The organism is Enterobacter sp. BIDMC93 (genome assembly GCF_001037805.1).
GTDB lineage: Bacteria > Pseudomonadota > Gammaproteobacteria > Enterobacterales > Enterobacteriaceae > Enterobacter > Enterobacter hormaechei_C.
Window position 1 is genome coordinate 1,427,958 of the sequence record NZ_KQ089962.1, and the last position, 13,947, is coordinate 1,441,904.

18 protein-coding genes are annotated in these 13,947 nt (G+C 57.0%); 14 read left to right on the forward strand and 4 right to left on the reverse strand.

Annotated elements, in window-relative coordinates:
- The 9 genes from cysN to SK58_RS06770 all read left to right on the forward strand — a co-directional run bounded on the left by cysN (position 1) and on the right by SK58_RS06770 (position 6,423).
- Entirely contained in the window at positions 1-1,425 is a 1,425-nt protein-coding gene (gene cysN, locus SK58_RS06730; protein WP_047738387.1) for a sulfate adenylyltransferase subunit CysN, read from the forward strand.
- On the forward strand, positions 1,425-2,030 hold the full coding sequence (gene cysC, locus SK58_RS06735; protein WP_015571713.1) for an adenylyl-sulfate kinase: 606 nt from the start codon (positions 1,425-1,427) through the stop codon (positions 2,028-2,030). The genes cysN and cysC overlap by 1 nt, the downstream gene beginning before the upstream one ends.
- Before the next feature lie 58 nt (positions 2,031-2,088).
- The gene (locus SK58_RS06740) at positions 2,089-2,415 is read left to right on the forward strand and encodes a DUF3561 family protein (protein ID WP_032649313.1); all 327 of its coding nucleotides are present in this window, start codon (positions 2,089-2,091) and stop codon (positions 2,413-2,415) included.
- Positions 2,416-2,494: 79 nt separating this feature from the next.
- Entirely contained in the window at positions 2,495-2,806 is a 312-nt protein-coding gene (gene ftsB / locus SK58_RS06745) for a cell division protein FtsB (RefSeq protein ID WP_003862095.1), read from the forward strand.
- Between the two features lie 19 nt (positions 2,807-2,825).
- Positions 2,826-3,536 carry a 2-C-methyl-D-erythritol 4-phosphate cytidylyltransferase gene (ispD, locus tag SK58_RS06750; protein ID WP_017692759.1) on the forward strand — a complete coding sequence of 237 codons (711 nt, stop codon included), beginning with the start codon at positions 2,826-2,828 and terminating at the stop codon, positions 3,534-3,536.
- A complete protein-coding gene (gene ispF, locus SK58_RS06755; RefSeq protein ID WP_003862097.1) occupies positions 3,536-4,015 on the forward strand; it encodes a 2-C-methyl-D-erythritol 2,4-cyclodiphosphate synthase in 480 nt (159 codons plus the stop codon). Before ispD ends, ispF begins: the two co-directional genes overlap by 1 nt.
- The gene (gene truD / locus SK58_RS06760; protein WP_039269910.1) at positions 4,012-5,061 is read left to right on the forward strand and encodes a tRNA pseudouridine(13) synthase TruD; all 1,050 of its coding nucleotides are present in this window, start codon (positions 4,012-4,014) and stop codon (positions 5,059-5,061) included. Before ispF ends, truD begins: the two co-directional genes overlap by 4 nt.
- Positions 5,042-5,803 (forward strand): 5'/3'-nucleotidase SurE, encoded by a 762-nt coding sequence (gene surE / locus SK58_RS06765; RefSeq protein ID WP_017382816.1) that lies wholly within the window; start codon positions 5,042-5,044, stop codon positions 5,801-5,803. The genes truD and surE overlap by 20 nt, the downstream gene beginning before the upstream one ends.
- Positions 5,797-6,423, forward strand: a complete 627-nt coding sequence (locus SK58_RS06770; protein ID WP_015571709.1) for a protein-L-isoaspartate(D-aspartate) O-methyltransferase — start codon at positions 5,797-5,799, stop codon at positions 6,421-6,423. The genes surE and SK58_RS06770 overlap by 7 nt, the downstream gene beginning before the upstream one ends.
- Before the next feature lie 94 nt (positions 6,424-6,517).
- Here the strand turns inward: SK58_RS06770 and SK58_RS23160 are convergent, their stop codons facing one another.
- Positions 6,518-6,658, reverse strand: coding sequence for a peptidase (locus tag SK58_RS23160; RefSeq protein ID WP_223230135.1), 141 nt, complete (start codon positions 6,656-6,658; stop codon positions 6,518-6,520).
- Here SK58_RS23160 and nlpD point away from each other — a divergent pair.
- Together nlpD and rpoS are read left to right on the forward strand one after the other, a co-directional pair.
- On the forward strand, positions 6,591-7,664 hold the full coding sequence (gene nlpD, locus SK58_RS06775; RefSeq protein WP_225986322.1) for a murein hydrolase activator NlpD: 1,074 nt from the start codon (positions 6,591-6,593) through the stop codon (positions 7,662-7,664). The two genes, SK58_RS23160 and nlpD, sit on opposite strands and share 68 nt — an antisense overlap.
- 59 nt (positions 7,665-7,723) lie before the next feature.
- A complete protein-coding gene (gene rpoS / locus SK58_RS06780) occupies positions 7,724-8,716 on the forward strand; it encodes an RNA polymerase sigma factor RpoS (protein ID WP_013098493.1) in 993 nt (330 codons plus the stop codon).
- Positions 8,717-8,766: 50 nt separating this feature from the next.
- On the opposite strand, the gene SK58_RS06785 is transcribed toward rpoS, so the two are convergent.
- On the reverse strand, positions 8,767-9,144 hold the full coding sequence (locus SK58_RS06785) for a DUF4440 domain-containing protein (RefSeq protein WP_015571707.1): 378 nt from the start codon (positions 9,142-9,144) through the stop codon (positions 8,767-8,769).
- Entirely contained in the window at positions 9,141-10,343 is a 1,203-nt protein-coding gene (locus SK58_RS06790; RefSeq protein WP_048219567.1) for an MFS transporter, read from the reverse strand. Before SK58_RS06790 ends, SK58_RS06785 begins: the two co-directional genes overlap by 4 nt.
- Positions 10,344-10,452: 109 nt before the next feature.
- Here SK58_RS06790 and SK58_RS06795 point away from each other — a divergent pair, with 109 nt between their 5' ends.
- A complete protein-coding gene (locus SK58_RS06795; protein ID WP_045615863.1) occupies positions 10,453-11,340 on the forward strand; it encodes a LysR family transcriptional regulator in 888 nt (295 codons plus the stop codon).
- Here SK58_RS06795 and SK58_RS06800 read toward each other — a convergent pair.
- On the reverse strand, positions 11,337-11,744 hold the full coding sequence (locus tag SK58_RS06800) for a MarR family winged helix-turn-helix transcriptional regulator (protein ID WP_015571704.1): 408 nt from the start codon (positions 11,742-11,744) through the stop codon (positions 11,337-11,339). The two genes, SK58_RS06795 and SK58_RS06800, sit on opposite strands and share 4 nt — an antisense overlap.
- A 173-nt stretch (positions 11,745-11,917) precedes the next feature.
- On the opposite strand from SK58_RS06800, the gene SK58_RS06805 reads away from it, so the two are divergent.
- Together SK58_RS06805 and SK58_RS06810 are read left to right on the forward strand one after the other, a co-directional pair.
- The gene (locus SK58_RS06805) at positions 11,918-12,520 is read left to right on the forward strand and encodes a non-oxidative hydroxyarylic acid decarboxylases subunit B (RefSeq protein WP_017382811.1); all 603 of its coding nucleotides are present in this window, start codon (positions 11,918-11,920) and stop codon (positions 12,518-12,520) included.
- On the forward strand, positions 12,510-13,937 hold the full coding sequence (locus SK58_RS06810) for a non-oxidative hydroxyarylic acid decarboxylases subunit C (RefSeq protein WP_045338387.1): 1,428 nt from the start codon (positions 12,510-12,512) through the stop codon (positions 13,935-13,937). The genes SK58_RS06805 and SK58_RS06810 overlap by 11 nt, the downstream gene beginning before the upstream one ends.
- Positions 13,938-13,947: the final 10 nt, after the last annotated feature.

The window sequence follows — 13,947 nt, forward strand, 5'->3', positions numbered from 1 at the left end:
ATGAATACGACTATTGCCCAACAAATTGCCGATGAAGGCGGCGTAGAAGCTTATCTGCACGCCCAACAGTACAAAAGTCTGCTGCGTTTCCTGACCTGCGGCAGCGTCGATGACGGGAAAAGTACCCTGATTGGTCGTCTGCTGCATGACACGCGCCAGATCTACGAAGACCAGCTCTCTTCCCTGCACAATGACAGTAAACGCCACGGCACCCAGGGCGAAAAACTCGACCTGGCGCTGCTGGTGGACGGCTTGCAGGCGGAGCGCGAGCAGGGCATTACCATTGATGTCGCCTATCGCTACTTCTCTACCGAAAAGCGCAAATTTATTATCGCCGACACCCCGGGGCACGAGCAGTACACCCGTAACATGGCGACCGGCGCGTCCACCTGTGACCTGGCGATCCTGCTGATCGACGCCCGTAAAGGCGTGCTGGATCAGACTCGTCGTCACAGCTTTATCTCTACGCTGCTGGGGATCAAGCATCTGGTGGTGGCGGTGAACAAAATGGATCTGGTGGACTACAGCGAAGCGCGTTTCGACGAGATCCGCCAGAGCTACCTGACCTTTGCTGAACAGCTGCCGGGCAACCTCGATATTCGCTTTGTGCCGCTGTCGGCGCTGGAAGGGGATAACGTCGCCTCTCAGAGCGCGAACATGCCGTGGTACAGCGGCCCGACGCTGCTGGAAGTGCTGGAAACCGTTGAAATTCAGCGCGTGGTCGATACCCAGCCGATGCGCTTCCCGGTGCAGTACGTGAACCGTCCGAACCTCGATTTCCGCGGCTTCTCGGGCACGATTGCCTCCGGCGCAGTGAAGGTGGGCCAGCGCGTCAAGGTGCTGCCGTCCGGCGTGGAATCGGCCATTGCCCGAATCGTCACCTTTGATGGCGATCTGGACGAAGCCGGGGCAGGTGAAGCGGTAACCCTGGTACTGAAAGACGAAATTGATATCAGCCGCGGCGACCTGCTGGTCGACGCGCAGGAAACGCTGGCGGCGGTGCAGGGCGCATCCGTGGACGTGGTGTGGATGGCGGAACAGCCGCTGACCGCAGGCCAGAGCTATGACATTAAAATCGCCGGCAAGAAAACCCGCGCCCGCGTGGACGGCATTCAGTTCCAGGTGGACATCAACAACCTGACCCACCGTGACGTGAGCGAGCTGCCGCTGAACGGCATCGGTCTGGTGGACCTGACCTTCGACGAGCCGCTGGTGCTGGATCCGTATCAGCAGAACCCGGTGACGGGCGGGCTGATCTTTATCGACCGCCTGACGAACGTCACCGTCGGTGCCGGGATGGTGCGTGAGCCAAACGCGCAGGCTGCCGTGGCCTCTGAGTTCAGCGCGTTTGAGCTGGAGCTTAACGCGCTGGTGCGTAAGCACTTCCCGCACTGGGGCGCACGCGATCTGCTGGGAGGCAAGTAATGGCTGCCCATGATGAGAACGTCGTCTGGCATCCTCATCCGGTCACCGTCGCCCAGCGCGAACAGCTCCACGGTCACCGTGGGGTTGTGCTGTGGTTTACCGGGCTGTCTGGCTCCGGTAAATCCACGGTGGCAGGCGCGCTGGAAGAGGCGCTGCATCAGCAAGGGGTGAGCACCTACCTGCTGGACGGCGACAACGTGCGTCACGGCCTGTGCAGCGATTTAGGGTTCAGCGATGAAGACCGTAAAGAGAACATTCGTCGGGTAGGAGAGGTCGCCAGCCTGATGGCGGATGCCGGGCTGGTGGTGCTGACGGCGTTTATCTCACCGCACCGCGCCGAACGTCAGATGGTGCGCGAGCGTGTGGGGCAGAATCGCTTTATTGAAGTGTTTGTGGATACGCCGCTGGCAATCTGCGAAGCGCGCGATCCAAAAGGGCTGTACAAAAAAGCCCGCGCGGGAGAGCTGCGAAACTTCACCGGCATTGACTCGGTTTACGAAGCGCCTGAATCCCCTGAGATTCATCTGGAAGGCCAACAATTGGTAACAAATTTAGTAAGCCAATTATTAGACCTGCTCAGACGGGACGATATTATCAGATCCTGAGACGGTATCGTTCGGGAGCTGTCTTCCCGAGCGATGAGTCACGGTCACAGGATTAGCTATGCGCAACAGTGAAAACTACATGATTACCACCGGGTCGGAACCGTTAACGACCGACGACGAGACGACCTGGTCCTTCCCTGGGGCGATAGTCGGCTTCGCGTCGTGGTTACTGGCGCTGGGTATCCCGTTTTTGATCTATGGTGGTAACACCCTCTTTTTCTTCCTCTACACCTGGCCTTTCTTCCTGGCGCTGATGCCCGTTGCGGTGGTTGTGGGCGTGGCGCTGCACTCCCTTTTCAACGGCAAGCTCCTGTATAGTACGTTCATCACTATCGCCACCGTTGTGGTTATCTTTGGCCTGCTGTTTTTATGGCTGATGGGCTAACTTACGGCATAATTAAAACCCCGCAGTAGAGTCCAGCGGAAAGTTATGGGATGATGATGCCGTTTTTTCAGGGGGCAGGATGGGTAAACTAACGCTGCTGTTGCTGGCTTTGCTGGTCTGGCTGCAATATTCGCTGTGGTTCGGCAAAAACGGACTGCACGACTACAGCCGGGTGAGCGATGACGTCGCGGCACAGCAGGCTACAAACGCCAAACTTAAAGCGCGTAACGATCAACTTTTTGCTGAAATTGATGACCTCAATGGCGGCCAGGAGGCGATTGAGGAACGCGCACGCAATGAACTCAGTATGACTAAGCCGGGCGAAACGTTTTATCGCCTGGTTCCGGATGCGTCTAAACGCAATCAGGGCTCCGCACAAAACAATCGATAATCAGGCCCAGGATTACGACATGGCAGCAACTTTTTCGGACGTCTGTGCCGTGGTGCCGGCCGCAGGTTTTGGCCGGCGCATGCAGACAGAATGTCCTAAGCAGTACCTCTCAATTGGCGATAAAACGATCCTCGAGCACGCCGTGGCAGCGCTGCTGGCGCATGCCCGGGTGAAACGCGTGGTTATTGCCATCAGCCCCGGCGATGCGCGTTTTGCGCAACTCCCGCTGGCAAATCATCCTCAGATTACCGTTGTTGACGGCGGCGCCGAGCGGGCCGACTCTGTTCTGGCGGGCATTCAGGCTGCCGGGAACGCGCAGTGGGTGCTGGTGCACGATGCCGCGCGTCCCTGTCTGCATCACGACGATCTGTCACGTCTGCTGGCCCTGAGTGAAACCAGTAACGTGGGCGGCATTCTGGCCGCCCCGGTGCGTGACACCATGAAGCGTGCCGAACCGGGTAAACCGGCGATTGCCCACACCGTCGAGCGCGTCGATCTCTGGCACGCGCTGACGCCACAATTTTTTCCCCGCGAATTACTCCACGACTGCTTAACGCGTGCGCTTAAAGAAGGTGCGACCATTACGGACGAAGCCTCGGCGCTGGAGTATTGCGGTTTTCACCCAACGCTTGTTGAAGGGCGCGCTGATAATATAAAAGTGACGCGCCCGGAAGACTTACAGCTCGCGGAATTTTATCTTACCCGTACGACCCCTCAGGAGAAGGCATAATGCGTATTGGACACGGTTTTGATGTACACGCCTTTGGCGGCGTTGGCCCAATTATCATTGGCGGCGTGCGCATTCCTTACGAAAAAGGTCTGCTGGCGCATTCTGATGGCGACGTGGCGCTGCATGCGCTGACCGACGCGCTGCTGGGTGCCGCCGCGCTGGGCGACATTGGCAAACTGTTCCCGGACACCGATCCTGCTTTTAAAGGCGCAGACAGCCGCGAACTGCTGCGCGAAGCCTGGCGTCGTATTCAGGCCAAAGGCTACACCCTCGGCAACGTTGATGTGACGATCATTGCTCAGGCACCGAAGATGCTGCCGCACATCCCTCAGATGCGCGTGTTTATCGCTGAAGATCTGGGCTGCCATATGGACGACGTCAATGTCAAAGCGACTACCACGGAGAAGCTGGGCTTTACCGGTCGTGGCGAAGGCATTGCCTGTGAAGCCGTGGCGCTGCTGGTGAAGGCGGCCAAATGACGGATTTCGACAACCTGACGTATCTGCACGGTAAACCGCAGGGCAAGGGGCTGCTGAAAGCCAACCCTGAAGATTTCGTGGTAGTGGAAGATCTGGGTTTTGAGCCGGACGGCGAAGGCGAGCACATCCTGGTGCGCATTCTGAAAAACGGCTGCAACACCCGCTTCGTGGCGGACGCGCTGGCAAAATTCCTCAAAATCCACGCCCGCGAAGTGAGCTTTGCCGGTCAAAAAGATAAACATGCCGTGACCGAACAGTGGCTTTGCGCACGCGTGCCCGGCAATGCCATGCCCGATTTAAGCAAATTTGAGCTTGAGGGCTGTAAGGTACTGGAGTATGCCCGCCACAAACGCAAATTGCGTCCGGGAGCGTTGAAAGGCAACGATTTCACGCTAGTGCTGCGTGAAGTGGCCGACCGCGATGACGTTGAAAAACGCCTGAAGGCCATTACCGAACGCGGCGTGCCAAACTATTTTGGCGCACAGCGCTTTGGCATTGGTGGCAGCAACCTGCTGGGCGCGCTGCGCTGGGCGCAAAGCAGCGCGCCGGTGCGCGACAGGAATAAACGCAGTTTTTGGTTGTCGGCAGCCCGCAGTGCGTTGTTTAATCAGATTGTGAGCGAACGGCTGAAAAAACCGGACGCGAATCAAGTTGTTGTCGGCGATGCGCTACAATTAGCGGGACGCGGAAGCTGGTTTGTGGCAACGGCCGATGAGATGGCCGATGCCCAGTCGCGCGTGGACGCTAAAGCGCTGATGATTACCGCCGCCTTGCCGGGCTCAGGCGACTGGGGAACCCAGGGCGAGGCGCTGGCCGCTGAGCAGTCAGCGGTGGCGGATGCGCCAGAATTACAATCATTGCTGGTGCGGGAAAAAGTCGAGGCGGCGCGCCGTGCGATGCTCCTCTACCCGCAACAGCTGAGCTGGAACTGGTGGGATGACGTAACCGTCGAGTTACGCTTCTGGCTGCCGGCAGGTAGCTTTGCCACCAGTGTTGTCAGGGAACTTATCAACACGTCGGGTGATTATGCGAATATTGCTGAGTAACGATGACGGGATCCATGCGCCAGGTATTCAGACGCTGGCGAAACACCTCCGCGAATTTGCGGATGTGCAGGTCGTGGCTCCCGATCGTAACCGCAGTGGCGCGTCTAACTCATTGACGCTGGAGTCTTCACTTCGCACCTTTACCTTTGAGAATGGCGATATTGCCGTCCAGATGGGGACGCCGACCGATTGCGTGTTTCTGGGCGTAAATGCGCTGATGCGCCCGCGGCCGGATGTTGTGGTCTCCGGCATCAATGCCGGGCCGAATCTTGGCGATGATGTGATTTACTCCGGCACCGTGGCCGCGGCGATGGAGGGGCGTCACCTGGGGTTCCCGGCGCTGGCGGTCTCGTTAAACGGCCACACCCACTATGACACTGCCGCCGCGGTAACCTGCTCTATTCTCCGTGCGCTTGGCCGCGAGCCGCTGCGTACCGGACGTATCCTCAATATTAACGTGCCGGATCTCCCGCTGGACGAGATTAAAGGGATCCGCGTGACGCGCTGCGGCAGTCGCCATCCGGCCGATCAGGTTATTCCCCAGCAGGATCCGCGCGGCAATACCCTGTACTGGATCGGCCCGCCGGGAGATAAATGCGATGCCGGGCCAGACACCGACTTCGCTGCGGTGGATGAGGGTTACGTTTCCGTTACGCCGTTGCACGTAGATTTAACCGCTTATAGCGCGCATGATGTGGTGTCGGACTGGTTAGATCGGGTCGGAGTGAACGCGCAATGGTAAGTAAACGTGTACAAACTCTTCTGGAACAATTACGCGCACAGGGGATCGCCAACGAGCAGGTGCTGGATGCGCTTGCCCAGGTTCCCCGTGAGAAGTTTGTAGATGAGGCGTTTGAACACAAAGCGTGGGAAAACGTGGCGCTGCCCATCGGGCAAGGCCAGACGATTTCGCAGCCTTACATGGTGGCGCGTATGACGGAGCTTCTGGAGTTAACGCCAGACTCCCGGGTGCTGGAAATTGGCACCGGTTCAGGGTATCAGACCGCGATCCTGGCCCACCTTGTGCACCATGTCTGTTCCGTGGAACGGATTAAAGGCTTGCAGTGGCAGGCGCGCCGTCGCCTGAAACAGCTTGATTTACATAATGTATCGACACGCCACGGCGATGGATGGCAGGGTTGGCAGGCTCGCGCCCCGTTTGACGCCATAATAGTCACGGCCGCGCCACCTGAAATTCCCGCTGCACTTCTCTCGCAGCTGGACGAGGGCGGCATTCTAGTTTTGCCCGTCGGCGATGAGCAGCAGCTTTTAAAGCGCGTTCGTCGACGCGGCGGCGAGTTTATTATCGATACCGTGGAAGCCGTGCGCTTTGTGCCTCTGGTTAAGGGCGAGCTGGCCTGAGACTCGGATTTTTCCAGGGTTATTGAGGCAAATTCAGCGTATGGTGTGGCGCGATAGGTTCGTGCCATCACGGTTATTTTTAAGTCACTGGTAGTTAACACATTCCTGGGGGATAAATGAGCGCGGGAAGCCCAAAATTCACCATCAGCCGTGTTGCGGCATTATCACTGGTTTCGCTCTGGCTGGCAGGCTGTACAAGTTCTGACAATGCACCTGCGCCCGTCAGTTCCGTCAATGGAACCAGCGGCTCGGGTAACACGTCCAGCGGAATGTTGATTACCCCTCCGCCTAAAATGGGCACGTCCACGGCGCAGCAAACTCCGCAGATCCAGCCGGTTCAGCGTCCAGTTACGCAGCCTTCGCAGATTCAGCCAGTGGATCAGCCTGTTCAGACCGAAAATGGCCGCATAGTGTATAACCGTAAGTATGGGAACATTCCGAAAGGTAGCTATACCGGCGGCAGCACCTATACCGTGAAGCGCGGCGATACGCTGTTCTATATTGCCTGGATCACCGGGAACGATTTCCGCGATCTGGCACAGCGAAACAACGTCCAGGCCCCGTATGGTCTGGAAGTCGGGCAAACGCTTCAGGTTGGCAACGCGACGGGGACACCGCTTACGCCAGGCAACACCGTTTCAGCGGCCGACGTAACTGCGCAAAATAACAGCGTCACCCCTGCACAAAAAACCACCACGGTGGTTGCTTCACAACCTGTAATTACGTATTCTGAGGATTCAGGTGATCAGAGTGCTAACAAAATGTTGCCGAATAATAAAGGTACTGCGACTGTTGTCACAGCACCGACTACGGCACCTGTGGTTAGCTCTACTGTACCGACTGCAAGCAGTCAGAATGCCAGCTCGTCAATCACCACCTGGCGCTGGCCAACTGACGGCAAGATTATCGAGAACTTCGCTACCTCTGAGGGGGGCAACAAAGGGATCGATATCGCAGGCAGTAAAGGACAGGCAATCATCGCGACCGCAGACGGGCGCGTTGTCTATGCCGGTAACGCACTGCGCGGTTACGGTAATCTTATTATCATCAAACATAATGATGATTACCTGAGTGCCTACGCCCATAACGACAGTATGCTGGTCCGGGAACAACAAGAAGTTAAGGCGGGGCAAAAAATCGCTACCATGGGTAGCACCGGAACCAGTTCTACACGCTTGCATTTTGAAATTCGTTACAAGGGGAAATCCGTAAACCCGCTGCAATATTTACCGCAGCGATAAATTGATGGGACATGCCAGCCAGGGTGTCTCGTCCAGGGATCACGGGTAGGAGCCACCTTATGAGTCAGAATACGCTGAAAGTTCATGATTTAAATGAAGACGCGGAATTTGATGAGAACGGAGCAGAGGCTTTTGACGAAAAAGCCTTAGTAGAAGAGGAACCCAGTGATAACGATTTGGCTGAAGAAGAGCTGTTATCGCAGGGTGCCACACAGCGTGTGCTGGACGCGACTCAGCTTTACCTTGGGGAGATTGGTTACTCCCCACTGCTAACGGCCGAAGAAGAAGTCTATTTCGCACGTCGTGCTTTGCGTGGTGATGTTGCCTCGCGTCGTCGCATGATCGAAAGTAACCTGCGACTGGTCGTGAAAATTGCCCGCCGTTACGGCAATCGTGGTCTGGCTCTGCTGGATCTGATTGAAGAGGGCAACTTAGGTCTCATCCGCGCAGTTGAGAAGTTTGACCCGGAACGCGGGTTCCGTTTCTCAACCTACGCGACCTGGTGGATTCGTCAGACCATCGAACGGGCTATTATGAACCAGACCCGTACGATTCGACTGCCGATCCACATCGTCAAAGAGTTGAATGTTTATCTGCGTACCGCGCGCGAGTTGTCCCATAAACTGGACCACGAGCCAAGTGCGGAAGAGATTGCAGAGCAACTCGACAAACCGGTTGATGACGTAAGCCGTATGCTGCGTCTCAACGAGCGCATTACCTCGGTTGACACCCCGCTGGGTGGCGACTCCGAAAAAGCGCTGCTGGACATCCTGGCCGATGAAAAAGACAACGGCCCGGAAGACACCACGCAGGACGATGACATGAAACAGAGCATCGTCAAATGGTTGTTCGAACTGAACGCCAAACAGCGTGAAGTGCTGGCACGTCGTTTCGGTTTACTGGGGTATGAAGCTGCGACACTGGAAGACGTCGGCCGTGAGATTGGCCTGACCCGTGAACGTGTTCGTCAGATTCAGGTTGAAGGACTACGCCGCCTGCGTGAAATCCTGCAAGGGCAAGGTCTGAATATCGAAGCGCTGTTCCGCGAGTAAGCAACCATTCGTCAGAAAAGGCCCGTCGTGAGACGGGCCTTTTTTATGCCTTACGGCTGCGCCGTTTCGTGCAGCAAACGCCAGGTGATGTTATCCCCTTCCTGATTAAGCACTGCGGTTGACCAGCGCACGTTGACGGGCTGGCCTGGCCGGGTTTGCGTCTCCCGGTAATGGAGCACTGCGCCGTTGTCCCATGTCTGAAGCGTTGTTAACGCATCAATGTCGATCCTGAGCCCCGGTCGGGTTCCCCGCTGCGCATATAAAAATTGGGCAAGCGCGTGATGATCTAAAGGGTTGCCACTCGGTGGAACCATCAGAAAATCCGGACGGAAACGGGCGAGCAGGGCGTCCCGATCGCCTTCGCCTGCACCTAACCAGTTTTCAAGGGCGACGTGAATGTCGAGGATCTCTTGTTCGAAATGGGTCATGGTTGCTCCTGTTGCAGTTGCGCAAGTAACTGCGTGTTGTTAAGACGGTAGACGTACAGTACGGGCAGTAGGGTGATGACTGCGGCAAAAACAAACATCCCGTGCCAGGCGGCCAGCGGCGCGACATAATCCTGCATGAAGCTCAGCGCCTGCGCCAGCAGCAGAGCGCCCGCAAAAAAGCTCAACTGACGATTCAGATTCCATAGCGCGCTGGCATCGGGCATATCTTCCGGTCGCATCGTCAAAAACGCGCTGCTCTGAGCCGTACTGCTGCAAAGGCTTCCCCCCGCGCCCATCAGCGCAAACGCAACGGCAGGTAGCAGCATTGCCGGGCCGACGTTAACTAAAAGCAGAATGCCTGTCGCCTGCAAAAGGCAACCGATGACCACCAGCGGCCGGGGGCCGATACGGTTGAAATAGAGTCCTGTCGCGGTGATAGCCAAAAACGAAGCCACAGACCACGGCAGCATAAGCATGCCCGTTGCGGCGGGTGTCATATTGGCCTCGCTCTGGAGGTAATACATGCCCGTTACGTTCACGCCGATAAAAATGCCGGGTACGCACACATAGATAAGCATGGATAAGCGCAACAGCGGATCCGTCAGCAAAGACAGGTTTACTGTCCTGGTGGTGTTTATCGGCGACGGTTCTGTTTTAAGCCACGCGCAGGCCAAAGCAAAGGTGACAATGGCGACGGGCAGGGTGGCAAAAAATATCCAGCGCCAGCTGAATGTCTGAACCAGCATACCGCCCACAGCCGGTGAGCACGCGGGGGCAAGCAGTGCGATCAGCATCACCGCCGAGGAGAGTCTGGCCCGCTCATGAGGCTTAAACTGTTGCCAGGTCAGCGCCTGACCAACCGGGATCAGTAAACCCCCTCCGGCGCCCTGTACGACTCGCCAGGCAATCAGACTTTCCAGCGAAGATGAGAGACCCGCCGCAACGGAGGCCGCGCTAAAGAGAAGCAGTGAGAGCAGGATAACGCGCTTCGGCCCGACGCGGCGCGTCAGGATACTGCTGAAAGGGCTGACTAGCGTCAGCCCGGCAATGTATCCGTTACTTACCCAGGCAAGCGCGGAAGGTGTGGTATTGAAAGCACGAGCCATCGCCGGAAAGGCGATACTGGCAATAAACATGTTTATCAAATCAAGGAAAAAGCCGAGCAGAAAGACGACGGCGATTTTGCTGCGATACGTCATGGAAGTTCCTCCGGTGAGGTGGCGTATCGTATCGGCCCGCGCGTTACGGATAAACGCGACAAAGCACGATATACTGTCAACATTATTTTGACAGTTAACCAGGCAAGCGATGCTTAATTTACAGCGTACGGCGATGTTTATCGCCGTAGCGGACACCGGCAGTTTCACCGCCGCAGCGGAGGCGATGGGGCTGACAAAAGCGGTGGTCAGCTTTCATATTCGTCAGCTTGAAGAGGAGCTGGGCGTCACCCTGTTGCTGCGAACCACCCGACGCCTTACGCTGACCGAGGCGGGGAAGCTCTTTCATCAACGAAGCGTGATGCTGTTACGGGATGCAGAGCGATTGCAGGATGATGTTCGCGCCAACCACGCCGGGCTGACGGGAGAACTGCGGATCACCACCACGCCCGAATATGGCTCGCAGGTGGTGGTGCCTTTGCTGGCTGAATTTAGCCAGTTGCACCCGGACCTTCGCGTGCGGCATGTCTCGTCCTCTTTGCATGCCGATCTTATCGCCGAGCGCTTCGATGTCGCTATCCGGCTCGGCACGCTTGCAGATTCGCGCTACCACGCCGCGTTGATGACCTCCTTCACCATCCTGCCCGTGGCAACGCCAGGCTGGCTGGCAAACCATCCGGTTAACTCGCTGGAGCAGCTGGCGGAAGCGGACTGGATCATTCACGAGCGTTTAACCTCGCCGCTGCGCTGGCAGGTGAGAGGCGTTGATCGGCATCCGGTTTCCTTTGAGATCAAGAAAGCGCCGCGCCTGTATGCAGACAGCGCCCAGGCGCTGATGGCTTTTGTCCTCGCGGGATGTGGAGTGGCGCTGCTGCCGGAGTGGCTGGTGCGAAACGCACTGGATGCAGGGGAACTGGTCTCGCTGTTACCGGCGTACACGTTCGCTCAGCAGGGCATCTATGCCGTTTATCCTGATGCCCGGCATGTGCCCGCGAAAGTGCGAACATTTATTGATTTTATGCGCGTCAGGGTTACTTAATCCTGCATCATCTTTTTAATGAGCGCTGAAAATTGCTCTCTTTCCGCGCCGTTAAGGCGCCCTAAAAACGCCTCATCCACCTCATTTCCAATCGGTTTACTGCTCTCAAGCAGGGCCTCACCTTCGGCCGTCAGAAAGACAAACCGACGGCGCTTGTCCGCCGGATCGTGCTCGCGCCTGACCAGGCCGCGTGCTTCCATGCGGCTCAGCATTTCTGCCAGCGTCGCTTTGGTGCTCACCGCGACTTCAGTCAGGGCAACCTGCTCAATGCCAGGATTTTCAGCAATTGACCGCATCACCGCATACTGTGGCTTTGTCAGTTCGGGCAATGCGTGCTGCCACTGGGCGGTATGCTGTTGAAAAAGCTGACGTAGCAGGTGGAAAGCTTCTTGTCTTAACTCCATGGACACTCCGACGGAAAAATACTCCCTCTATGATAGCCGCTCTCGGGCTGAATTTTAACGCGAGAGTTTTTTAGCGATTAGTGTGATCGTATACGAACGATCTTGTCAGCAGCAGGATCAAGGCGTAGTTTAATTAATATGTTCGTACACGAACAAACTAATTGAGGTGCTGAATGAGATTGATTGTGGGAATGACGGGCGCAACGGGTGCGCCATTAGGCGTGGCGTTGTTGCTGGCGCTGCGGGAAATGCCGGAGGTGGAAACGCATCTGGTGATGTCGAAGTGGGCAAAAACCACGATTGAGCTGGAAACGCCCTTCACTGCGCATGACGTTGCTGCCCTGGCGGATGTCGTCCATAGCCCGGCCGATCAGGCTGCCACCATCTCCTCCGGCTCGTTTCGCACCGACGGCATGATCGTCATCCCGTGCAGCATGAAAACGCTGGCGGGTATCCGCGCGGGCTACGCCGAAGGGCTGGTAGGGCGTGCGGCAGACGTGGTGCTGAAAGAGGGACGCAAGCTGGTGCTGGTTCCCCGTGAGACGCCGCTCAGCACCATCCATCTCGAGAACATGCTTGCCCTTTCCCGCATGGGCGTGGCGATGGTGCCGCCTATGCCTGCGTACTACAACCACCCGCAAACCGCCGATGACATTACCCATCATATCGTGACCCGCGTTCTCGACCAGTTCGGTCTGGAGCATAAAAAAGCCCGACGCTGGGAAGGTTTGCAGGCAGCGAAACATTTTTCACAGGAGAATAAAGATGGCATTTGATGATTTGAGAAGCTTCTTGCAGGCGCTCGATGAGCAAGGGCAGCTGCTGAAAATTGAGGAAGAGGTAAACGCTGAACCGGATTTAGCGGCGGCCGCCAACGCTACCGGGCGCATTGGCGATGGCGCGCCTGCGCTGTGGTTCGATAATATTCGCGGTTTCACCGATGCCCGTGTGGTGATGAACACTATCGGCTCGTGGCAAAACCACGCTATTTCGATGGGGCTGCCGGCGAATACCCCGGTGAAAAAACAGATCGACGAGTTTATTCGTCGCTGGGACAAATTTCCCGTCGCGCCAGAGCGTCGTGCAAACCCGGCCTGGGCGCAGAACACGGTGGACGGGGAAGACATTAACCTGTTCGACATTCTGCCGCTGTTCCGCCTGAACGACGGTGACGGGGGCTTTTATCTCGATAAAGCATGCGTTGTCTCCCGCGATCCGCTCGACCCCGATCACTTCGGCAAGCAGAACGTCGGGATCTATCGTATGGAAGTGAAGGGCAAGCGTAAGCTCGGCCTGCAACCGGTGCCGATGCACGATATTGCGTTGCATCTGCATAAGGCAGAAGAGCGCGGCGAAGACCTGCCAATTGCCATTACGCTGGGTAACGATCCGATCATCACTCTGATGGGCGCCACGCCGCTGAAATACGATCAATCCGAGTATGAAATGGCCGGTGCGCTACGTGAAAGCCCGTATCCGATTGCGACGGCTCCGCTGACCGGTTTCGATGTGCCGTGGGGGTCGGAAGTGATCCTGGAAGGGGTGATTGAAGGCCGGAAACGTGAAATTGAAGGGCCCTTCGGTGAGTTTACCGGTCACTACTCCGGCGGGCGCAACATGACGGTTGTGCGTATCGACAAAGTTTCTTACCGCACTAAACCGATTTTCGAATCTCTCTACCTGGGCATGCCGTGGACCGAGATTGATTATCTGATGGGGCCCGCCACCTGCGTACCGCTCTATCAGCAGCTGAAGGCTGAATTCCCGGAAGTGCAGGCGGTAAACGCCATGTACACCCACGGTCTGCTGGCGATTATCTCCACTAAAAAGCGTTACGGCGGTTTTGCCCGTGCGGTCGGGCTCCGCGCCATGACCACGCCACACGGTCTGGGTTACGTGAAGATGGTGATTATGGTGGATGAAGATGTCGATCCGTTTAACCTGCCGCAGGTGATGTGGGCGCTGTCATCGAAGGTCAATCCGGCAGGCGATCTGGTACAGCTACCGAATATGTCTGTGCTCGAGCTTGACCCCGGCTCCAGCCCGGCGGGGATCACTGACAAGCTGATCATTGATGCCACCACCCCTGTTGCCCCGGACAACCGTGGTCACTACAGCCAGCCGGTACAGGATCTCCCTGAAACCAAAGCCTGGGTCGAAAAACTGACCGCGATGCTGGCGGCACGTCAATAAGGAGGAAAAA